The organism is Enterobacter wuhouensis, assembly GCF_004331265.1.
Classification (GTDB): Bacteria; Pseudomonadota; Gammaproteobacteria; order Enterobacterales; family Enterobacteriaceae; genus Enterobacter; species Enterobacter wuhouensis.
Map to the genome: position 1 here is coordinate 406,912 of NZ_SJOO01000001.1, position 16,435 is coordinate 423,346.

Genomic DNA, 16,435 nt, shown 5'->3' on the forward strand with positions numbered 1-16,435 from the left:
GGGGCGAGGGCCCCCGGGTTTAGCGAAGAGCGTCGGCAAACGTAAAATGGGTCTCAACCAGCACCTTATGCTGAGCGGGTTTACCTGCAATGCGTTTGAAGAGCAGGTCACAACTCTCTTCGCCCAACCTGCGCGTTGGGATATCAAACCCACCCGGCGCGGGCGTCAGGATGAGAGACAGCATCGGATCGCTGTACCCTGCAATGGCCACGTGTTCAGGGATCATCAGATTTAGCTCGTCCGCAGCACGATAGAGGCTGAGTAACTTCATACTGTCGGTGGCAAAGACCGCATCGGGCGGTGTCGCCGAGGAGAGCAGCTGAATCGCCGCCGTTAGCGCGCTCTCGTGGGTATATCCACCGTCAATGATCCAGTCGTCGTTAATGGCAATATTGTGCTTTTGCAGGCTGTATTTATAGCCCGCCAGGCGGTCAATAGAAACGTGGTAATCCAGCGGGGCATGCATACAGGCAATTTTGCAGCGTCCGTTGGCAATGAAGTTATCGGTCAGCGTGGCGCTGTCATGGAAATTATCGGTATCTACTGAGTAAATATTCTGAAATTCGCCTTCAACTTTACCGATGACAACGACCGGTACGCCGTAAGCGTCGAGTCGCGAGAAAAAGGATTCATTCGCCGGTGAGCTCAGCATGATGATCCCTTTGATCATTTTCTGTTTTATTTTACTTTCACACTTCAGTAAATCGTCTTCACTGCTTTTAGACGTTTGTAAAATAACGTCAAAACCTTCCTCTTCTGCTTTTGCCGTAATGGCATGAAGCACGTCAGAGAAAAAAGGATTACCTGCCGTGGTTTTCGTGGAGCGGGTCGAAATAACCATAATGGCATCGAAGCCAGAAGAGGTCAGGGCGCGGGCCAGCTTATTTGGTTGATAATTTAATTCTTCAATCGCCTTCAACACTTTTCCACGCGCTTCAGGGGAAATATTGGTTTGCTTATTCAGAACGCGTGACACGGTTGATTTTGAAACGCCAGCAACACGTGCAATATCATAGATGGTGGGTGACATACACCTTACTCACTCCAGACGGACAGCAATGGCGTTCATCTTACTGGAGAGAAAACGGCAATAGCAATAATTAAGAATTGATAATCAACGATCTGCCCCAATTTACTGTATTCTGAAGCGAGTCATTCCAGGCTTCGAGACAATGAAGGACGGCGATGAAGCGACTTAAAAACGAACTTAATTCTCTGGTGAACCGTGGCGTCGATCGTCATCTGCGTCTGGCGGTAACGGGATTGAGCCGCAGCGGTAAGACGGCGTTTATCACGGCAATGGTCAACCAGCTGCTCAATCTGCATTCCGGGGCGCGTTTGCCGCTGTTGAGCGCAGTGCGGGAAGAGCGCCTTCTGGGCGTTAAGCGCGTGCCGCAACGCGACTTTGGTATTCCGCGCTTTACCTACGATGAAGGTCTGGCACAGCTTTACGGCGATCCGCCCGCCTGGCCGACGCCTACCCGTGGCGTAAGCGAAATCCGCCTCGCGCTGCGCTTCCGCTCAAATGAATCCCTGGTGCGCCACTTCAAAGATACCTCCACGCTTTATCTTGAAATTGTGGATTATCCCGGAGAGTGGCTGCTTGATTTGCCTATGCTGGCGCAGGACTATCTTACCTGGTCACGGCAGATGACCGGCCTGTTGCAGGGGCAACGTGCAGAGTGGTCGATGAAATGGCGGCAGCTTTGCGAAGGCCTGGATCCGCTTGCGCCTGCGGATGAAAACCGGCTGGCCGCCATTGCAGAGGCATGGACGGCGTATCTTCACCAATGTAAACAGGAAGGGCTGCATTTCATCCAGCCGGGGCGGTTTGTCCTGCCAGGGGATCTGGCGGGTGCGCCAGCGCTGCAGTTTTTCCCGTGGCCGGATGTCGACGGTATCGGCGAGTCAAAGCTGGCGCAGGCAGATAAACATACCAACGCGGGAATGCTGCGCGAGCGCTATCACTATTACTGCGAAAAAGTGGTGAAGGGCTTCTACAAAAACCACTTCTTACGCTTTGACCGACAGATTGTTCTGGTGGATTGCCTGCAGCCGCTCAACAGCGGGCCGCAGGCATTCAACGACATGCGCCTCGCGCTCACGCAGCTGATGCAGAGCTTTCACTACGGGCAGCGCACCTTATTCCGTCGGCTTTTCTCACCGGTGATAGACAAGCTGCTGTTCGCTGCCACCAAGGCCGACCACGTGACGGTCGATCAGCATGCCAATATGGTATCGCTGCTCCAGCAGCTGGTGCAGGACGCCTGGCAGAATGCCGCGTTTGAAGGCATCAGTATGGATTGCCTTGGGCTGGCATCCGTGCAGGCAACGCAGAGCGGCCTGATTGACGTTAACGGCGAGAAAATCCCGGCATTGCGCGGCCATCGTCTCAGCGACGGTGAGCCGCTGACGGTCTATCCGGGAGAAGTGCCGGCGCGCCTGCCGGGGCAGGCGTTCTGGCAGAATCAGGGCTTCCAGTTTGAAGCCTTCCGTCCGCAAACGATGAATGTGGATCAGCCTTTACCGCATATTCGTCTGGATGCGGCGCTGGAGTTTTTAATAGGAGATAAACTGCGATGACGGAACCGTTAAAACCGCGCATTGACTTTACCGGGACGCTTGAGAAAGAGCGGCAGGAGGCGTTTAAAACGGCTCAGACCTTCAGCGGCCCGCAGGCGGAAAACTTCTCTCCCGCAGTGGCCGACGAGCTGATTGTTGAGGACGGCCCGGCAGAAGCGGTTGTTGACGCCGCCCTGCGTCCAAAGCGCAGCCTGTGGCGCAAAATGGTCACCGCCGGGCTGGTGCTGTTTGGCGTCAGCGTGGTGGGACAGGGCGTGCAGTGGGCGGTCAATGCCTGGCAAACACAGGATTGGGTTGCCATGGGCGGTTGTGCTGCAGGTGCGCTGATCGTTGGGGCTGGCGTAGGGTCGGTAGCAACAGAGTGGCGGCGCCTGTGGCGGCTTCGACAGCGCGCGCATGAGCGTGACGAAGCGCGGGATCTGTTACACAGCCACGCCACCGGCAAGGGGCGGGCATTTTGTGAAAAGCTTGCCGCTCAGGCAGGGCTGGACCAGTCGCATCCTGCGCTTCAGCGCTGGTATGCCGCTATTCATGAAACGCAGAATGACCTGGAAATGGTGACGCTCTATTCTCATATTGTCCAGCCGGTACTGGATACGCAGGCGCGTCGGGAAATCAGCCGCTCCGCCGCTGAATCCACGTTAATGATCGCCGTCAGCCCGCTGGCGCTGGTGGACATGGCCTTTATCGCCTGGCGCAATCTGCGCCTGATCAATCGTATCGCAAACCTGTATGGCATTGAGCTTGGCTACTACAGCCGCCTGCGCCTGTTCAAGCTGGTTTTGCTGAATATCGCGTTTGCCGGGGCCAGCGAGCTGGTGCGTGAAGTCGGCATGGACTGGATGTCGCAGGATATCGCTGCGCGTCTGTCCGCACGCGCGGCCCAGGGGATTGGTGCCGGATTACTCACCGCGCGGTTGGGTATTAAGGCGATGGAGGTGTGCCGTCCTCTGCCGTGGATTGACGGCGATAAGCCACGGCTGGGCGATTTCCGCCGCGAGTTAATCGGCCAGCTCAAAGAGACGCTCAATAAAAAACCGACTCAGTAAACGATTTGTTTACTATTCGTGCTGGCTGTCAATATTTGTTGACAGCCACCTTCCCGAACACCGTGATCTGACATATCATTTTAGCGTTAATGGCTTAAACGGTGAATTTCCCATGCGTCTGGAAGTCTTTTGTGAAGACCGTCTCGGTCTGACCCGCGAGTTACTCGATCTTCTTGTTTTACGTAGCATTGATTTACGTGGCATCGAGATTGACCCTGTCGGGCGAATTTACCTCAATTTTGCCGAAATTGAATTTAATACCTTCAGCAGCCTGATGGCGGAAATCCGCCGTATCGCTGGCGTTACGGATGTACGCACCATTCCCTGGATGCCGTCCGAGCGCGAGCACCTGGCGCTAAGCGCACTGCTGGAAGCCATGCCGGAGCCTTTCCTGTCTCTGGATCTGAAAAGCAAAGTCGAGCGCGTTAACCAGGCGAGCTGCCAGCTATTTGCGCAAAGCCAGGAAAAGCTCAGTCATCACCACGCGACGCAGCTCATCCCCGGCTTTAACTTCCAGCGCTGGCTGGACAGCAATCCGCAGAATACCCTTAGCGAACATGTCGTGATTAACGGGCAAAATTTCCTGATGGAAATTACGCCGGTGTACCTGAAAGGCGAGAATGACGCCCGGGTGCTGACCGGGGCCGTGATCATGCTGCGCTCGACCGTACGCATGGGTCGTCAGCTGCAGAATCTCTCCAGCCAGGACGTTGGGGCATTCAGCCAGATTATTGCCGTCAGCCCGAAAATGCGCCACGTGGTCGATCAGGCCCGCAAGCTTGCCAACTTAACCGCGCCGCTGCTGATCACCGGCGATACGGGCACGGGCAAAGATCTGCTGGCCCACGCGGTGCACCTGGCAAGCCCGCGTGCCGCAAAACCGTATCTGGCATTGAACTGCGCCTCTATCCCTGAAGATGCCGTTGAAAGCGAACTCTTTGGCCATGCGCCGGAAGGTAAGAAGGGCTTCTTCGAACAGGCGACGGGCGGGTCTGTACTGCTTGACGAGATCGGTGAGATGTCGCCGCGTATGCAGGCCAAGCTGCTGCGTTTTCTCAACGACGGTACCTTCCGTCGGGTTGGCGAGGATCATGAAGTCCACGTTGATGTTCGCGTCATCTGCGCCACCCAGAAAAACCTGGTCGAGCTGGTGCAGAAAGGCGAATTCCGCGAGGATCTTTATTACCGCCTGAACGTGCTGACGCTTAACATTCCGCCGCTGCGCGATTGCCCTCAGGACATCATGCCGCTGACGGAGCTGTTTGTGGCGCGTTTCGCCGATGAACAGGGCGTGCCGCGTCCGAAACTCTCCGCCGATCTCGGTACGGTGCTCACGCGCTACGGCTGGCCGGGGAATATCCGTCAGCTCAAGAATGCCGTGTACCGTGCGTTGACGCAGCTGGAAGGGTACGAACTGCGACCGCAGGATATTCTGCTGCCGGACTACGATGCCGGAACGGTGTCGGTGGGCGAGGAAGCGATGGAAGGGTCGCTGGATGATATCACCAGCCGTTTTGAGCGCTCCGTGCTGACTCAGCTTTATCGTAGCTATCCCAGCACCCGCAAGCTGGCTAAACGCCTTGGCGTATCGCACACCGCGATTGCGAATAAGCTGCGCGAATATGGGCTGAACCAGAAGAAGGGTGAAGACTAAATGAAAAAGCCTCTTTGCAGAGGCTTTTTTTATGCGATTACGCTTTCAGCGCATCCAGCGCGGCGGTGTAATCCGGCTCGGTGGTGATTTCGTTCACCAGCTCGCTGAACACCACGCTGTCGTTTTCGTCGATAACCAGAACGGCACGCGCGGCCAGGCCCTTCAGCGCCCCTTCAGAAATGCCAACGCCGTACTTCTCCAGGAAATCAGCGTTGCGCAGGGTAGACAGGGTGATGACGTTGCTCAGGCCTTCGGCACCGCAGAAGCGAGACTGGGCAAACGGCAGGTCAGCAGAAATGCACAGCACCACGGTGTTGTCCATTTCAGTTGCCAGCTGGTTGAATTTACGCACGGAAGCGGCGCAGACGCCGGTGTCGATGCTTGGGAAAATGTTCAGGACTTTGCGTTTGCCAGCAAACTGGCCCAATGTGACGTCAGACAGATCTTTAGCCACCAGAGTAAAAGCCTGTGCCTTGCTACCAGCCTGAGGAATGGAACCTGCAACAGCAACCGGGTTGCCCTGGAAATGAACGAGTTGTGACATAGATATCTTCCTGTTTACATATAGTTAACGTCGGGGCTAGTGTATGTCATCCGCAGTTAGCACGGCAAACCAATTTTTATGCCTTACCGGGCCGCAAGGAGTCAGTGATGAGAAGCGTTAAGGTCTATGAAGAAGCCTGGCCATTACATACCCCGTTCGTCATCTCGCGCGGCAGCCGGAGCGAGGCAGGCGTGGTCGTGGTGGAAATCGAAGAAGACGGCGTAAAAGGCGTGGGGGAATGTACGCCGTATCCCCGTTACGGTGAAAGTCTGGCTTCCGTAATGGCCCAAATCATGACTCTGGTTCCAGCCCTGCAAACGGGGCTTTCGCGCGAGGCGCTGCAGCAGCGCTTACCGGCAGGAGCGGCTCGTAACGCAATTGACTCTGCGCTCTGGAGCCTGGAGGCGGCCGCGCGGCAAACATCCTTACCTGTGGTGGTCGGCGTAACCTTGCCCGCCTCGGTAGTCACTGCGCAAACGGTGGTGATCGGTGAGCCAGAGCAGATGGCAGCCAGTGCCAAAGCCCTGTATGAAGCAGGTGCCAGGTTGTTGAAGGTTAAGCTCGACGACCACTTAATCACTGAACGTATGGTTGCCATTCGCTCGGCCGTTCCCGCGGCCACGCTGATTGTGGATGCAAACGAATCGTGGCATCCCGAAGGGCTGGCGGCGCGTTGCCAGCTTTTAGCGGATCTGGGCGTGGCCATGCTGGAGCAACCGTTACCCGCAGACGATGATGCGGCGCTGAAAAACTTTATCCATCCGCTGCCGATATGCGCAGATGAAAGCTGCCATACCCGCGAGAGCCTGGCTGGTTTAGCAGGCAGCTACGATATGGTTAATATCAAGCTCGACAAAACCGGCGGCCTGACGGAGGCGCTGGCCCTGGCGGAAGACGCGCGGGCGCAGGGGTTTTCACTGATGCTGGGATGCATGCTCTGTACATCCCGGGCGATCAATGCGGCATTGCCGCTGGTTAATCAGGTGAGTTTTGCCGATCTGGACGGCCCGACCTGGCTGGCCGTGGATGTTTCACCCGCGCTGAACTTTACCAGCGGTACGCTTCATCTCTGAGGCTGCCAGCGCAGCAGTTCCACCATCGCCTCGAGGTATTTTTCGCTCGCCTCATCGGAGGAAATAGGGGGGAATTCTGCCGTGATGCAGTGCAGATCCAGATCGGCGCACCAGCTTCCAAACGAACCGGGGGTCTCATACCCGACGCTGGTCACGAGCGGCAGGGCGAAAGCATCCGCCAGCCACTGTCCCAGCGCGGTGCGGCGCGGATCTTCAATACAGGCCAGCGGATCGTGGAAGGAGACAACCCAGGCGGGATGGATCTTATGGATAAGCTGGCAAAGCGCCTGCGTTTCTGGCTCTGAGCCTGGCTTTTCTCCGGTCAGCAGGACGACGTCTCGTTCTTCAGCCGAGCTGTTCCAGCGATACACGGTTTCCCCCGCGCGCCAGTTTGCCGCCGGAAAGTTACGGTTTAAGTCGATCCCCCTCGCATTTGCCCGCAGCCCAAGCTGACAGCCGTCCGGGTTTACGGTCAAAATCACATGATGTCGACGCAGTGCCGGGGCGAGCGTTCGCAGCGCGCAGGAGAGGGTGACAACGGATGAATTTTCATCGCCGTGGGTGCCGGCAATAATCAGGCCGCTGTCTCTGTCGGCGTCAGGGGCCGGAAACCAAATCAGGGGCGCGCCCAAAAATGACTTTCCGTAGTGTTCGGTGCCTGGCGGAAATGCGCCACGTTCCGTTCTTGGTCGGGTGAGAGCCATAGGAAATCCTGATAAAGAAGTGTCTACTGGCAGTGTTGTGCAAAACTCGCGGTTAATCAAATAGTTTCATTAAGGGCGGAGAGTTGTCAGATATCAACTTTACGGACTAAGGTATTTGCATTTCGCCTTTTCAAAACAAATAATTACGCATCTGCGTTTTACCGACTTCTTAAGGGGATCTCATGAAGCATCCTGTTTCGCTACTTTTCTCTGCGCTCTGCCTGTGCGGGCTATCTTCCCTCTCTTTTGCTGCTGATGTTCCACAAGGCACCGTGCTGGCGCAAAAGCAGGAGCTGGTCAGGCACATTAAAGATGAACCGGCTACGCTCGATCCGGCAAAAGCCGTGGGGCTTCCGGAGATTCAGGTGATCCGCGATCTCTTTGAAGGGCTGGTTAATCAGAACGAGAAAGGGGAAATCGTGCCGGGCGTGGCGACGCGCTGGCAGAGTAACGATAACCGTGCCTGGACGTTCACGCTGCGCGACAACGCGAAATGGTCCGACGGTACGCCCGTCACCGCACAAGATTTTGTCTACAGCTGGCAGCGTCTGGTTGACCCTAAAACGACGTCTCCCTTTGCCTGGTTTGCGGCGCTAGCGGGTATCAGCAACGCGCAGGCGATTATTGACGGGAAAGCGACGCCCGAGACGCTGGGCGTTACGGCGGTTGATGCCAAAACCTTGCGCGTTCAGCTGGATAAACCGCTGCCGTGGTTTAGTAACCTGACGGCCAACTTTGCGTTTTATCCGGTGCAGAAAGCTAACGTTGAGAGCGGCAAAGAGTGGACTCGCCCGGGGGCGCTGGTTGGAAATGGCGCTTACGTACTCAAGGATCGCGTGGTGAATGAAAAGCTGGTCGTAGAGCCGAACGCTCACTACTGGGACAACGCAAAAACCGTTCTGAAAAAAGTGACGTTTATACCGATCAACCAGGAATCTTCAGCAACCAAACGCTACCTGGCGGGTGATATTGATATCACCGAATCGTTCCCGAAAAATATGTATCAAAAATTACTCAAAGATATTCCAGGCCAGGTCTATACGCCGCCGCAGCTGGGAACCTACTACTATGCCTTTAACACGCAAAAAGGCCCAACGGCAGATGCGCGAGTCCGTCTGGCGCTGAGTATGACCATCGATCGCCGTATTATGGCGGATAAAGTGTTAGGTACTGGGGAGAAGCCTGCATGGCACTTTACCCCTGACGTGACGGCAGGCTTTACCCCAGAGCCGTCACCGTTTGAGCAAATGTCGCAGCAGGAGCTGAACGCGCAGGCGAAAACCTTGCTGCTGGCGGCGGGCTACGGTCCCCAGCGTCCGCTTAAGCTGACGTTGCTGTATAACACATCGGAAAACCATCAGAAGATCGCAATCGCCGTTGCATCGATGTGGAAGAAGAACCTGGGTGTCGACGTCAAGCTGCAGAATCAGGAGTGGAAAACCTACATCGATAGCCGTAACACCGGTAATTTTGATGTGATTCGCGCCTCATGGGTTGGCGATTACAATGAGCCGTCGACGTTCCTGTCGTTGCTGACCTCATCCCACAGCGGCAACATCTCCCGCTTCAACGATCCCGCCTACGACAAGATTATTCACCAGGCGACGCTTGAAACGACGGAAAAAGCGCGCAATACAGATTACAACATGGCCGAGAAGATCCTCGCCGAAAAAGCGCCGATCGCGCCAATCTATCAGTACACCAATGGCCGACTGATTAAACCCTGGGTAAAAGGGTATCCAATTAATAACCCGGAAGACGTGGCGTACAGCCGCACGATGTATATCGAAAAGCACTAAATACTCTGGCTGGCGCGATCCCGCGCCAGCTTCTTCCCCTCGTTATTAAATATCACCGTCCAATATAGGACGGTGACAAGCCAGATTTACTATCTATAATTTCTATAGCGCTCCCTTAGCCTGACTCTTATTTATTCATATCTACTTCCACTCTCCGGCCGACGCTGTCAATACTAGGGCTGACGGTGTTGTTTAAATTTTGTCGTTTATTACTGGCTAACTTTTTGTTGCCTTAGGGAAAGACCTGCCTTATTTCATTGATTTTTTGACGAGGGGTTTATGTATTTTATCAATCGAATATTAAAATATAGTCCGGTGTGTTTGTCGGTCGTTGCTGCTCACGCCTGGGCAGCTAATTGCTCGGGGGCGGATGATATTATCTGCACTGAGAAAGATTATGAGTCAGCAGCCAGTTACTACAAATATAATTATGATGGCGATCTTTCGCTGTCGTTTACTGACAGCGCGATAAGCGCACCGGGCGTTGCCATAAACGAAGGGGCAAGTACGTCCGGTGAAGCATCGCTGCAGGCGGATAACCTGACGACCTCTGCCGGTGGAATAGCGATAAGCGGCGGGGGCGTGGACGTCCAGCTCAATAACAGCACTATTGGCGGCGGCGCGGCGTCAGGTACGGCGCTCTCTGTCTCGCAGACGGCGCTGAATATGAACACGACCATCGCTATCACTGACTCAGCGTTAAATGGCGCCACCTTTGTGAATGAAGCTGACGGTAATGTGGTGTTTTCCGCAGAGGATAGTGTCTTTTACGGAGAAATTCATATTCATGAAACCAACGCCGCCTCGGGAGCTGACAATGATAAAACGACAAACGTGTCCCTGACTAACAGTACAATAGACACCTCCGGCGTTATTTCATCCTCGGAAAATTACCCTGTGTATGTCGAATCCGAAAAAGGCACGGTGAATGTGTTAATGGAGGGGGATACTATCATCCAGACGGGATCGCATAATGATGTGACGATTACGTCCGGAACAGGAAATAACTCAGGAAGCGCCGTCAATGCCGAGATTGATAATTCGTCCCTAACCAATGGAATTAGCGCCAGCACCAGCAACCCCTACAGCAGTAGCACCGTGACGGTCAGGAACAGCTCTATTGCACAAAATACGCCTTCATGGGGAACCGCTATTGTGGCCTCCGCAGGCGAGACGGACAGTGAGTATTCCGGTAGCGGCAATGCCACCATTAATATTGAAAATAGTCAGATTAATGGCAATGTGGCCGCCGAAACGTTCGGCGGCGGAAGTTCTACGGTGTCGCTTAGCGATAATGCCGCCGTGAACGGTGACGTGTTGGCTATCGGGACGGAGAATAGCGTCAATATTGACGGCGCGATATTGAATGGCGATATCCAGTTTAGCACCAGCCATGACGATTCCTCCATTACTACCAGCAGTACCGTCAACCTGGCGAATGCGCGTTATGACGGCAATATCGCCACCAATGACGGGAGCGCGGAAGATAATCTGACAATCAATATTAACAGCAACGCGGTCATTGGCGGAGATAGCGTCAGTGACGCCATGCAAATCACCGGATTTGACACCGTTGGCGTCAATATTAACTATCTGGACCCCTCGCTGGTGAACAGCGATGAGGCGAAATACTTCTATTTCAACAGCGGCGAAACGGTTGCCGTTCAGAATGGAACCTCCGGGACGCTTTCCCCGGTGCGCAGCGGGTCATACATTTACGACAACATTAAATACGTTGCCACAGATGAAAGTGCTTCCCAGGCGGCAGGGCTGGACGGTTCAACATGGGCGGTGTCGTTTATTGACGATACGCCGGTGCCGGATGACAAGAGCAACGTCGTGAGTGATATTCAGGCAGCGCAGGCCGGGCTGGTCGCCAGCGACGATATGATCCATCGGGTGGCAGACGATATTACCGGCCATCTGGATATGCGCACCGGAGGAAGCAACGTCTGGCTGTCCGGACTGTACGCTGGCAGTAACCGCGAGGCGGGACAGACGAAGTATCAGAACGACATCAGCGGCGCTCAGTTCGGCGGGTATTTGAGCGTCGATTTAGCGAGCGGGGACTCTCTGACCGTCGGGGTGGCTAACGCCTGGCTGCATAACGCCCTGGATTTACAGGATAAGGACGGCCACAACAGTATCAACGGCACCTACTATAGCCTGTATGGCCGCTGGGAGCAGCCGAAAACCCGCGATATCCGCTGGTTCTCTGACGCCGTTGTCGCATGGGGAAATATGTCCTATAGCGCCTCAGGAAATGACGACGGGATCCGGGGACACGGAGACTATGATGGCAACACCTGGCTGTTGCAGGGGCGAGTGGGGGCAACGTTCGTTGCGAATCGTATTGAATTCCAGCCCTATACCACCCTGGGCTATGTAAACGTTAAGACAGACGGCTATAGCGACGGATACAGCGATATTGGCGACGGGAAACAGACGAACTATTTTGCGGGCGGTGGCGAACGCATGATGACCCACGTAGCCGTGCCCGCTGTGCAGGACGTGAAGCCCTATCTGACGCTGGGGTACAACGCGCAGTTCGGCGGTTCTACCGAACTGAATACGGATGACTACTCATTCAGCGGAGAGGATCTCAACGGAGGAACCGCAGCGGCGGGCGTGATGGTGGACTTTACGCCGCGCTGGGCCGGAAAGGTGCAGGTCGCCACTGAATTTGGTCATGCGATTGACGCCGCTGTCGCGGGGGACGTGATGCTAAGCTATCGCTTCTAAGACTGAATATATGAAAACTAGCCCGGTAATATTACCGGGCTTTTTTATGTTTGCAGGCTAATTATATTGCGCTGAATATTCTGATGATATTTTAAAATTAGCTATCCAATCCTGGATAGCTAATGTAGTGGCGTAAAGAACTGTAAGTGCTCATACTTAATTGCGGCGGTAGTTAAAGGTGATATTCCACCTGATTTAATTCAGATGAACACGAATTTATTCATCGCGGGCTCGTGCGTCTGAATTTTATGAAGCGAATAAAATGGAACTGAAATATTAACTTGAGGTATTTATGAAAAAGCAATTAGCAATAATGGTGGCAACGATGTTCACCGTTGGGATGGGGGCAGCACATGCGGTAGACGGTACGATTAATTTTACCGGTACGGTGACCGCGGATACCTGCACGATTGATATTAACGATCAGACTAATCCAACCCTGAATCTGGGTACGGTCAATACGGTCGATCTGGCAAAATCTGGCGATACGGGGCCTGCGACGAACTTCACGCTGAACCTGACGTCTTGCCCGACTACGGTCACGGCGGCCAGCGTCACCTTTAGCGGTAACCAGGATTCTACGATGAACACCGCGTTCACTAACGAAGCCATCGAGGGCGCGGCAACCAACGTTGGCGTACAGCTCTATGATGGGGCGAATACCGAGGTTTCACCGGATGAGGTTATCGACGTCACGTCAGCACTGACGCCAAACTCCGATGCTACTTCTTCCGAAGCGCATATTCCTTTTACCGCCCGCATGATCGCCGTGGGTGATGCGGCTTCGGCGGGTTCGCTGGTTTCTCACGCAGACTACACCATCAGCTATCAGTAATAATTCTGCTCAGGGAATACGTAAGAGCATGGATGCTCTGCTTTGGTGTCTGGAATAACAAGGGAAAACCCGATCCATGAGAAAGTCAGTTATTCATTGCCTCTTGGCGACATGCCTGGGTGTCGCGACATCTGCGCACGCCGGCGTCATTATTAGCGGTACGCGTCTTATTTACCATGGCGATAGTAATGAAGCCTCAATTCAGGTTAAAAGCGAAAATGGGGATAAATATCCCTATCTGATCCAGAGTTTTGTTGATGATAACGGGCCAAAAGGCGACCAGCCCAGCACAACGGGGAAATTACCTTTTACCGTTACGCCACCTTTATTTCGTCTGGAGCCCGGCACTGAAAATGGTATTCGCGTCATTAAGACCAGCGGCAATTTCCCGGCCGATCGCGAATCTGTTTATTGGCTGGATGTTAAAGCCATTCCGGCAAATAATCCTGCGGATAAAGGGAAGAATGTCCTGCGATTTTCGTTAAAGAACCGCATTAAGATTTTCTATCGTCCGGCAGGGCTCGGCGACCCAACGCAAAAAGAGTTCCAAAAAATCACGTTCAGGCGTAACGGCAATACGATCGCGGTCACCAACCCGACGCCCTGGTATTTGACCTTTTTCAACATGAGCGTGGGGGGAGTCAAGGTGAATACGGCCTTTACCATGGTTGCGCCGCATGGAAGTAAGGAATACTCCCTCCCGGCGGGCGCCGTGGGCAAAGTCACCTGGCAGTATATCAATGATTATGGCTCTGCATCGCCAGTGATGGACGGGGGGGTGTAAATGCGTGAACCCTCAGCAAGCCCGCCGGGCGATAAAAGGAGGAGAGCATTTCGCCTGACGCCTCTCGCATGTGCATTACTGTTTATGCTGCAGGGGGTTGATAGCGTTCGGGCCGAAGACGAGTTCGATATGGCAGCCCTTGAAACCAGCGGGCCAAAACTCAACGTCGACCTCAGCAAATTTGCCAACACCGGGTCCGAACTGCCGGGCCGCTACCTTGTTGAGGTGTACATTAACCATCAACTGATCGACTCGCGGGTGCTGGAGTTCGTACAGAACAAAAAGGGCCAGCTTACGCCGCTGCTTTCCGCCACGCTGCTGGAACAGTGGGGGGTAAAGGTCAGCGACATTCCCGGCCTGGCGGGAAAAACCAAAATAGATAACCTTGTCGACTATATTCCGGAGAGTCAGGTTACGCTGGATTTCAGCCAGTTGCGGCTCAACCTGACGATTCCGCAGGCGAATGTTGATAGCGCCGCGCAGGGCTCCGTTAGCCCCTCGCTGTGGGACGAAGGCGTCCCGGCCCTGATTGTTGGCTACGATTTTAACGGCTCTAATACCTGGCGGGATGACGACGACAGCGGCGGCCATGAGGACAGCTATTTCTTAAATTTACACAGTGGTCTGAATCTGGGGGCATGGCGACTGCGAAACTACAGTACCTGGACCTACAGCAAAGCGCCGTCCGGAGACACCGGCGACGACCCGCAGAGCGCCGGCGATCGCGGGGACAGCAGTGAGAATCACTGGAACTCTATTAACACCTTTTTGCAGCGCGATATTCAGCGGCTGGACGGGGCGCTTACGATGGGGGACGCCACCACGCCCTCGGATGTCTACGATGGCTTTACGTTTCGCGGTATTCAGCTGGCCTCCGATGACAACATGCTGCCGGACAGCTTGCGCAATTTTGCCCCTACGGTCCGCGGTATTGCATCAAGCAATTCCACCGTCACCATTCGCCAGAATAACAGCGTGATCTACCAGAAGCAGGTGCCCCCCGGACCGTTTGAGATAAACGATCTTTATCCGAACTCAACCAACGGCGATCTAGTGGTTACGATAAAGGAGTCTGACGGGCGCGAGCGTACGTTCGTGCAGCCCTTTTCCAGCGTGGCGATTATGCAGCGCGAAGGGCATCTGAAATACGATGTCACCGGTGGAAAATACCGTAGCAACAGCGACGGTGAAGAACCCAAATTCGCCCAGATGACGATGATATACGGCCTGCCGCACGACCTCACGGCCTATGGCGGCTCGCAGCTGTCGGATGAATATCAGAATGGCCTGGCGGGGATGGGTTTTACCCTCGGGGAGCTGGGGTCAATCTCGCTGGATATGTCCTTGTCCTCGGCGGATCTCAGCACGGGTGAGCATAAGGACGGCCAGTCCTATCGCGCCCAGTATTCCAAAAGCATGTTGAGCACAGGCTCAACGCTCACGCTGGCGGCCTATCGTTACTCAACGAAAGGCTATTACAGCTTTCAGGATGCCGCCGATCTGCACGTCGATGATGACAACGACGACGGCGAAAACGATCGGGACGAGTTCGATCTCAGCCACAACAAACGTACACGCTGGCAGGTCTCGTTGAGTCAGTCACTGAGTGAAGGCTGGGGCTCGGTCTATGTGAACGGCTATCAACAGGATTATTGGGATGATGAAGGGTACGAACGAAGCCTCTCCGTAGGCTACAACACCTCGATTCTGGGGATCACCTACAGCATTAACTATAACTTCACCAGCACGCCGGGCAGCGAGAACGATCATCAGGCGGCGATGAACGTCAGCATCCCGCTGGATAAATGGCTGCATAACGCCTACGCCGGCTATAACGTCAACACCAACAGGCATGGCGACACGACGCAGCAGGTCAGCCTGTACGGCACGGCGCTGGCGCACGATAACCTGAGCTACAGCGTGATGGAAGGCTACAGCAACCACGATGACGCCGGCAGTAACGGAACGATGACCCTCGACTATACCGGCAGCCAGGGGGAAGTCAGCGCTGGCTACAACTACGATCCGGACAGTCGTCAGGTGAACTACGGCCTTCAGGGCGGGATCGTGGTGCATCCCCATGGGGTGACCTTCTCTCAGGCGTTAAATCAGGACATTCAGTCCATTGCGATTGTGCGGTCCCCAGGCGTTAGCGATGCCATTGTGGAAAACGGCACGGGGGTGGCGACCGACTGGCGCGGCTACGCGGTGGTTCCCTATCTGACGCCTTACCGACAAACCACCGTGCGGCTGGATACGAAATCCCTGGCGGGTGATGCAGAGGTAGAGACGAACTCGAAGGATGTGGTACCGACCGAGGGCGCGGTGGTGATGGCAGGCTTTAAGACCCACATAGGTGCCCGGCTGCTCGTCCATCTACAGCACCCGGGGACGGGCATTCCTTTCGGCACGACGGCGAGCCTGGTCGACGCTGACGACGTTACCGGGATCGTGGATGACAAGAGTGACGTCTATCTGAGCGGGATGCCGCAGCAGGGAGAGATACTTGCGCTGTGGGGCAAAAAGGCCAGCGAGCAGTGTCATGCCCACTATCAACTTGATGATGACGATGCGCAAAAGAGCAGCGGCGTAAAAACGCTGGATTTGGTGTGCCGGTAATGCCTCTCCGTCGGGTATCCCATTGAGAAACGACTGAACGTAGGGTTAG

Annotated in this window: 12 protein-coding genes; 9 read left to right on the plus strand and 3 right to left on the minus strand. The window is 54.8% G+C overall.

The genetic code is table 11. From position 1 onward, the window contains the following. Nucleotides 1–19: 19 nt before the first annotated feature. Nucleotides 20–1,030, minus strand: coding sequence for a LacI family DNA-binding transcriptional regulator (locus tag E0L20_RS02120; RefSeq protein ID WP_131632458.1), 1,011 nt, complete (start codon nt 1,028–1,030; stop codon nt 20–22). A 155-nt stretch (nt 1,031–1,185) separates the two neighbouring features. Between E0L20_RS02120 and E0L20_RS02125 the strand changes: the two genes are divergently transcribed. From E0L20_RS02125 to tyrR, 3 genes are all read left to right on the plus strand, one after another. Beyond that, nucleotides 1,186–2,583, plus strand: a complete 1,398-nt coding sequence (locus tag E0L20_RS02125) for a YcjX family GTP-binding protein (protein WP_131632459.1) — start codon at nt 1,186–1,188, stop codon at nt 2,581–2,583. Next, nucleotides 2,580–3,632 carry a YcjF family protein gene (locus E0L20_RS02130; protein ID WP_131632460.1) on the plus strand — a complete coding sequence of 351 codons (1,053 nt, stop codon included), beginning with the start codon at nt 2,580–2,582 and terminating at the stop codon, nt 3,630–3,632. The genes E0L20_RS02125 and E0L20_RS02130 overlap by 4 nt, the downstream gene beginning before the upstream one ends. 112 nt (nt 3,633–3,744) lie before the next feature. Further along, a complete protein-coding gene (gene tyrR, locus E0L20_RS02135; protein WP_131632461.1) occupies nt 3,745–5,286 on the plus strand; it encodes a transcriptional regulator TyrR in 1,542 nt (513 codons plus the stop codon). A gap of 37 nt (nt 5,287–5,323) precedes the next feature. Here the strand turns inward: tyrR and tpx are convergent, their stop codons facing one another. Next, nucleotides 5,324–5,830 (minus strand): thiol peroxidase, encoded by a 507-nt coding sequence (gene tpx / locus E0L20_RS02140; protein WP_131632462.1) that lies wholly within the window; start codon nt 5,828–5,830, stop codon nt 5,324–5,326. Between the two features lie 107 nt (nt 5,831–5,937). Between tpx and ycjG the strand changes: the two genes are divergently transcribed. Beyond that, the gene (gene ycjG, locus E0L20_RS02145) at nt 5,938–6,903 is read left to right on the plus strand and encodes an L-Ala-D/L-Glu epimerase (RefSeq protein WP_131632463.1); all 966 of its coding nucleotides are present in this window, start codon (nt 5,938–5,940) and stop codon (nt 6,901–6,903) included. On the opposite strand, the gene mpaA is transcribed toward ycjG, so the two are convergent. Beyond that, nucleotides 6,894–7,607, minus strand: coding sequence for a murein tripeptide amidase MpaA (mpaA, locus tag E0L20_RS02150; RefSeq protein WP_131632464.1), 714 nt, complete (start codon nt 7,605–7,607; stop codon nt 6,894–6,896). The two genes, ycjG and mpaA, sit on opposite strands and share 10 nt — an antisense overlap. A gap of 182 nt (nt 7,608–7,789) precedes the next feature. On the opposite strand from mpaA, the gene E0L20_RS02155 reads away from it, so the two are divergent. From E0L20_RS02155 to E0L20_RS02175, 5 genes are all read left to right on the plus strand, one after another. Next, complete coding sequence (locus E0L20_RS02155; protein WP_131632465.1) at nt 7,790–9,406, plus strand: peptide ABC transporter substrate-binding protein; 1,617 nt, start codon at nt 7,790–7,792, stop codon at nt 9,404–9,406. 321 nt (nt 9,407–9,727) lie between these two features. Further along, the gene (locus E0L20_RS02160) at nt 9,728–12,148 is read left to right on the plus strand and encodes an autotransporter family protein (RefSeq protein ID WP_165500671.1); all 2,421 of its coding nucleotides are present in this window, start codon (nt 9,728–9,730) and stop codon (nt 12,146–12,148) included. Between the two features lie 292 nt (nt 12,149–12,440). Further along, the gene (locus E0L20_RS02165; RefSeq protein ID WP_131632467.1) at nt 12,441–12,983 is read left to right on the plus strand and encodes a fimbrial protein; all 543 of its coding nucleotides are present in this window, start codon (nt 12,441–12,443) and stop codon (nt 12,981–12,983) included. Nucleotides 12,984–13,059: 76 nt separating this feature from the next. Continuing rightward, nucleotides 13,060–13,767: a fimbrial biogenesis chaperone gene (locus E0L20_RS02170; RefSeq protein ID WP_131632468.1), complete on the plus strand. Its 708-nt coding sequence runs from the start codon at nt 13,060–13,062 to the stop codon at nt 13,765–13,767. Then, nucleotides 13,768–16,386, plus strand: coding sequence for a fimbria/pilus outer membrane usher protein (locus tag E0L20_RS02175; RefSeq protein WP_131632469.1), 2,619 nt, complete (start codon nt 13,768–13,770; stop codon nt 16,384–16,386). Nucleotides 16,387–16,435 lie beyond the last annotated feature (49 nt).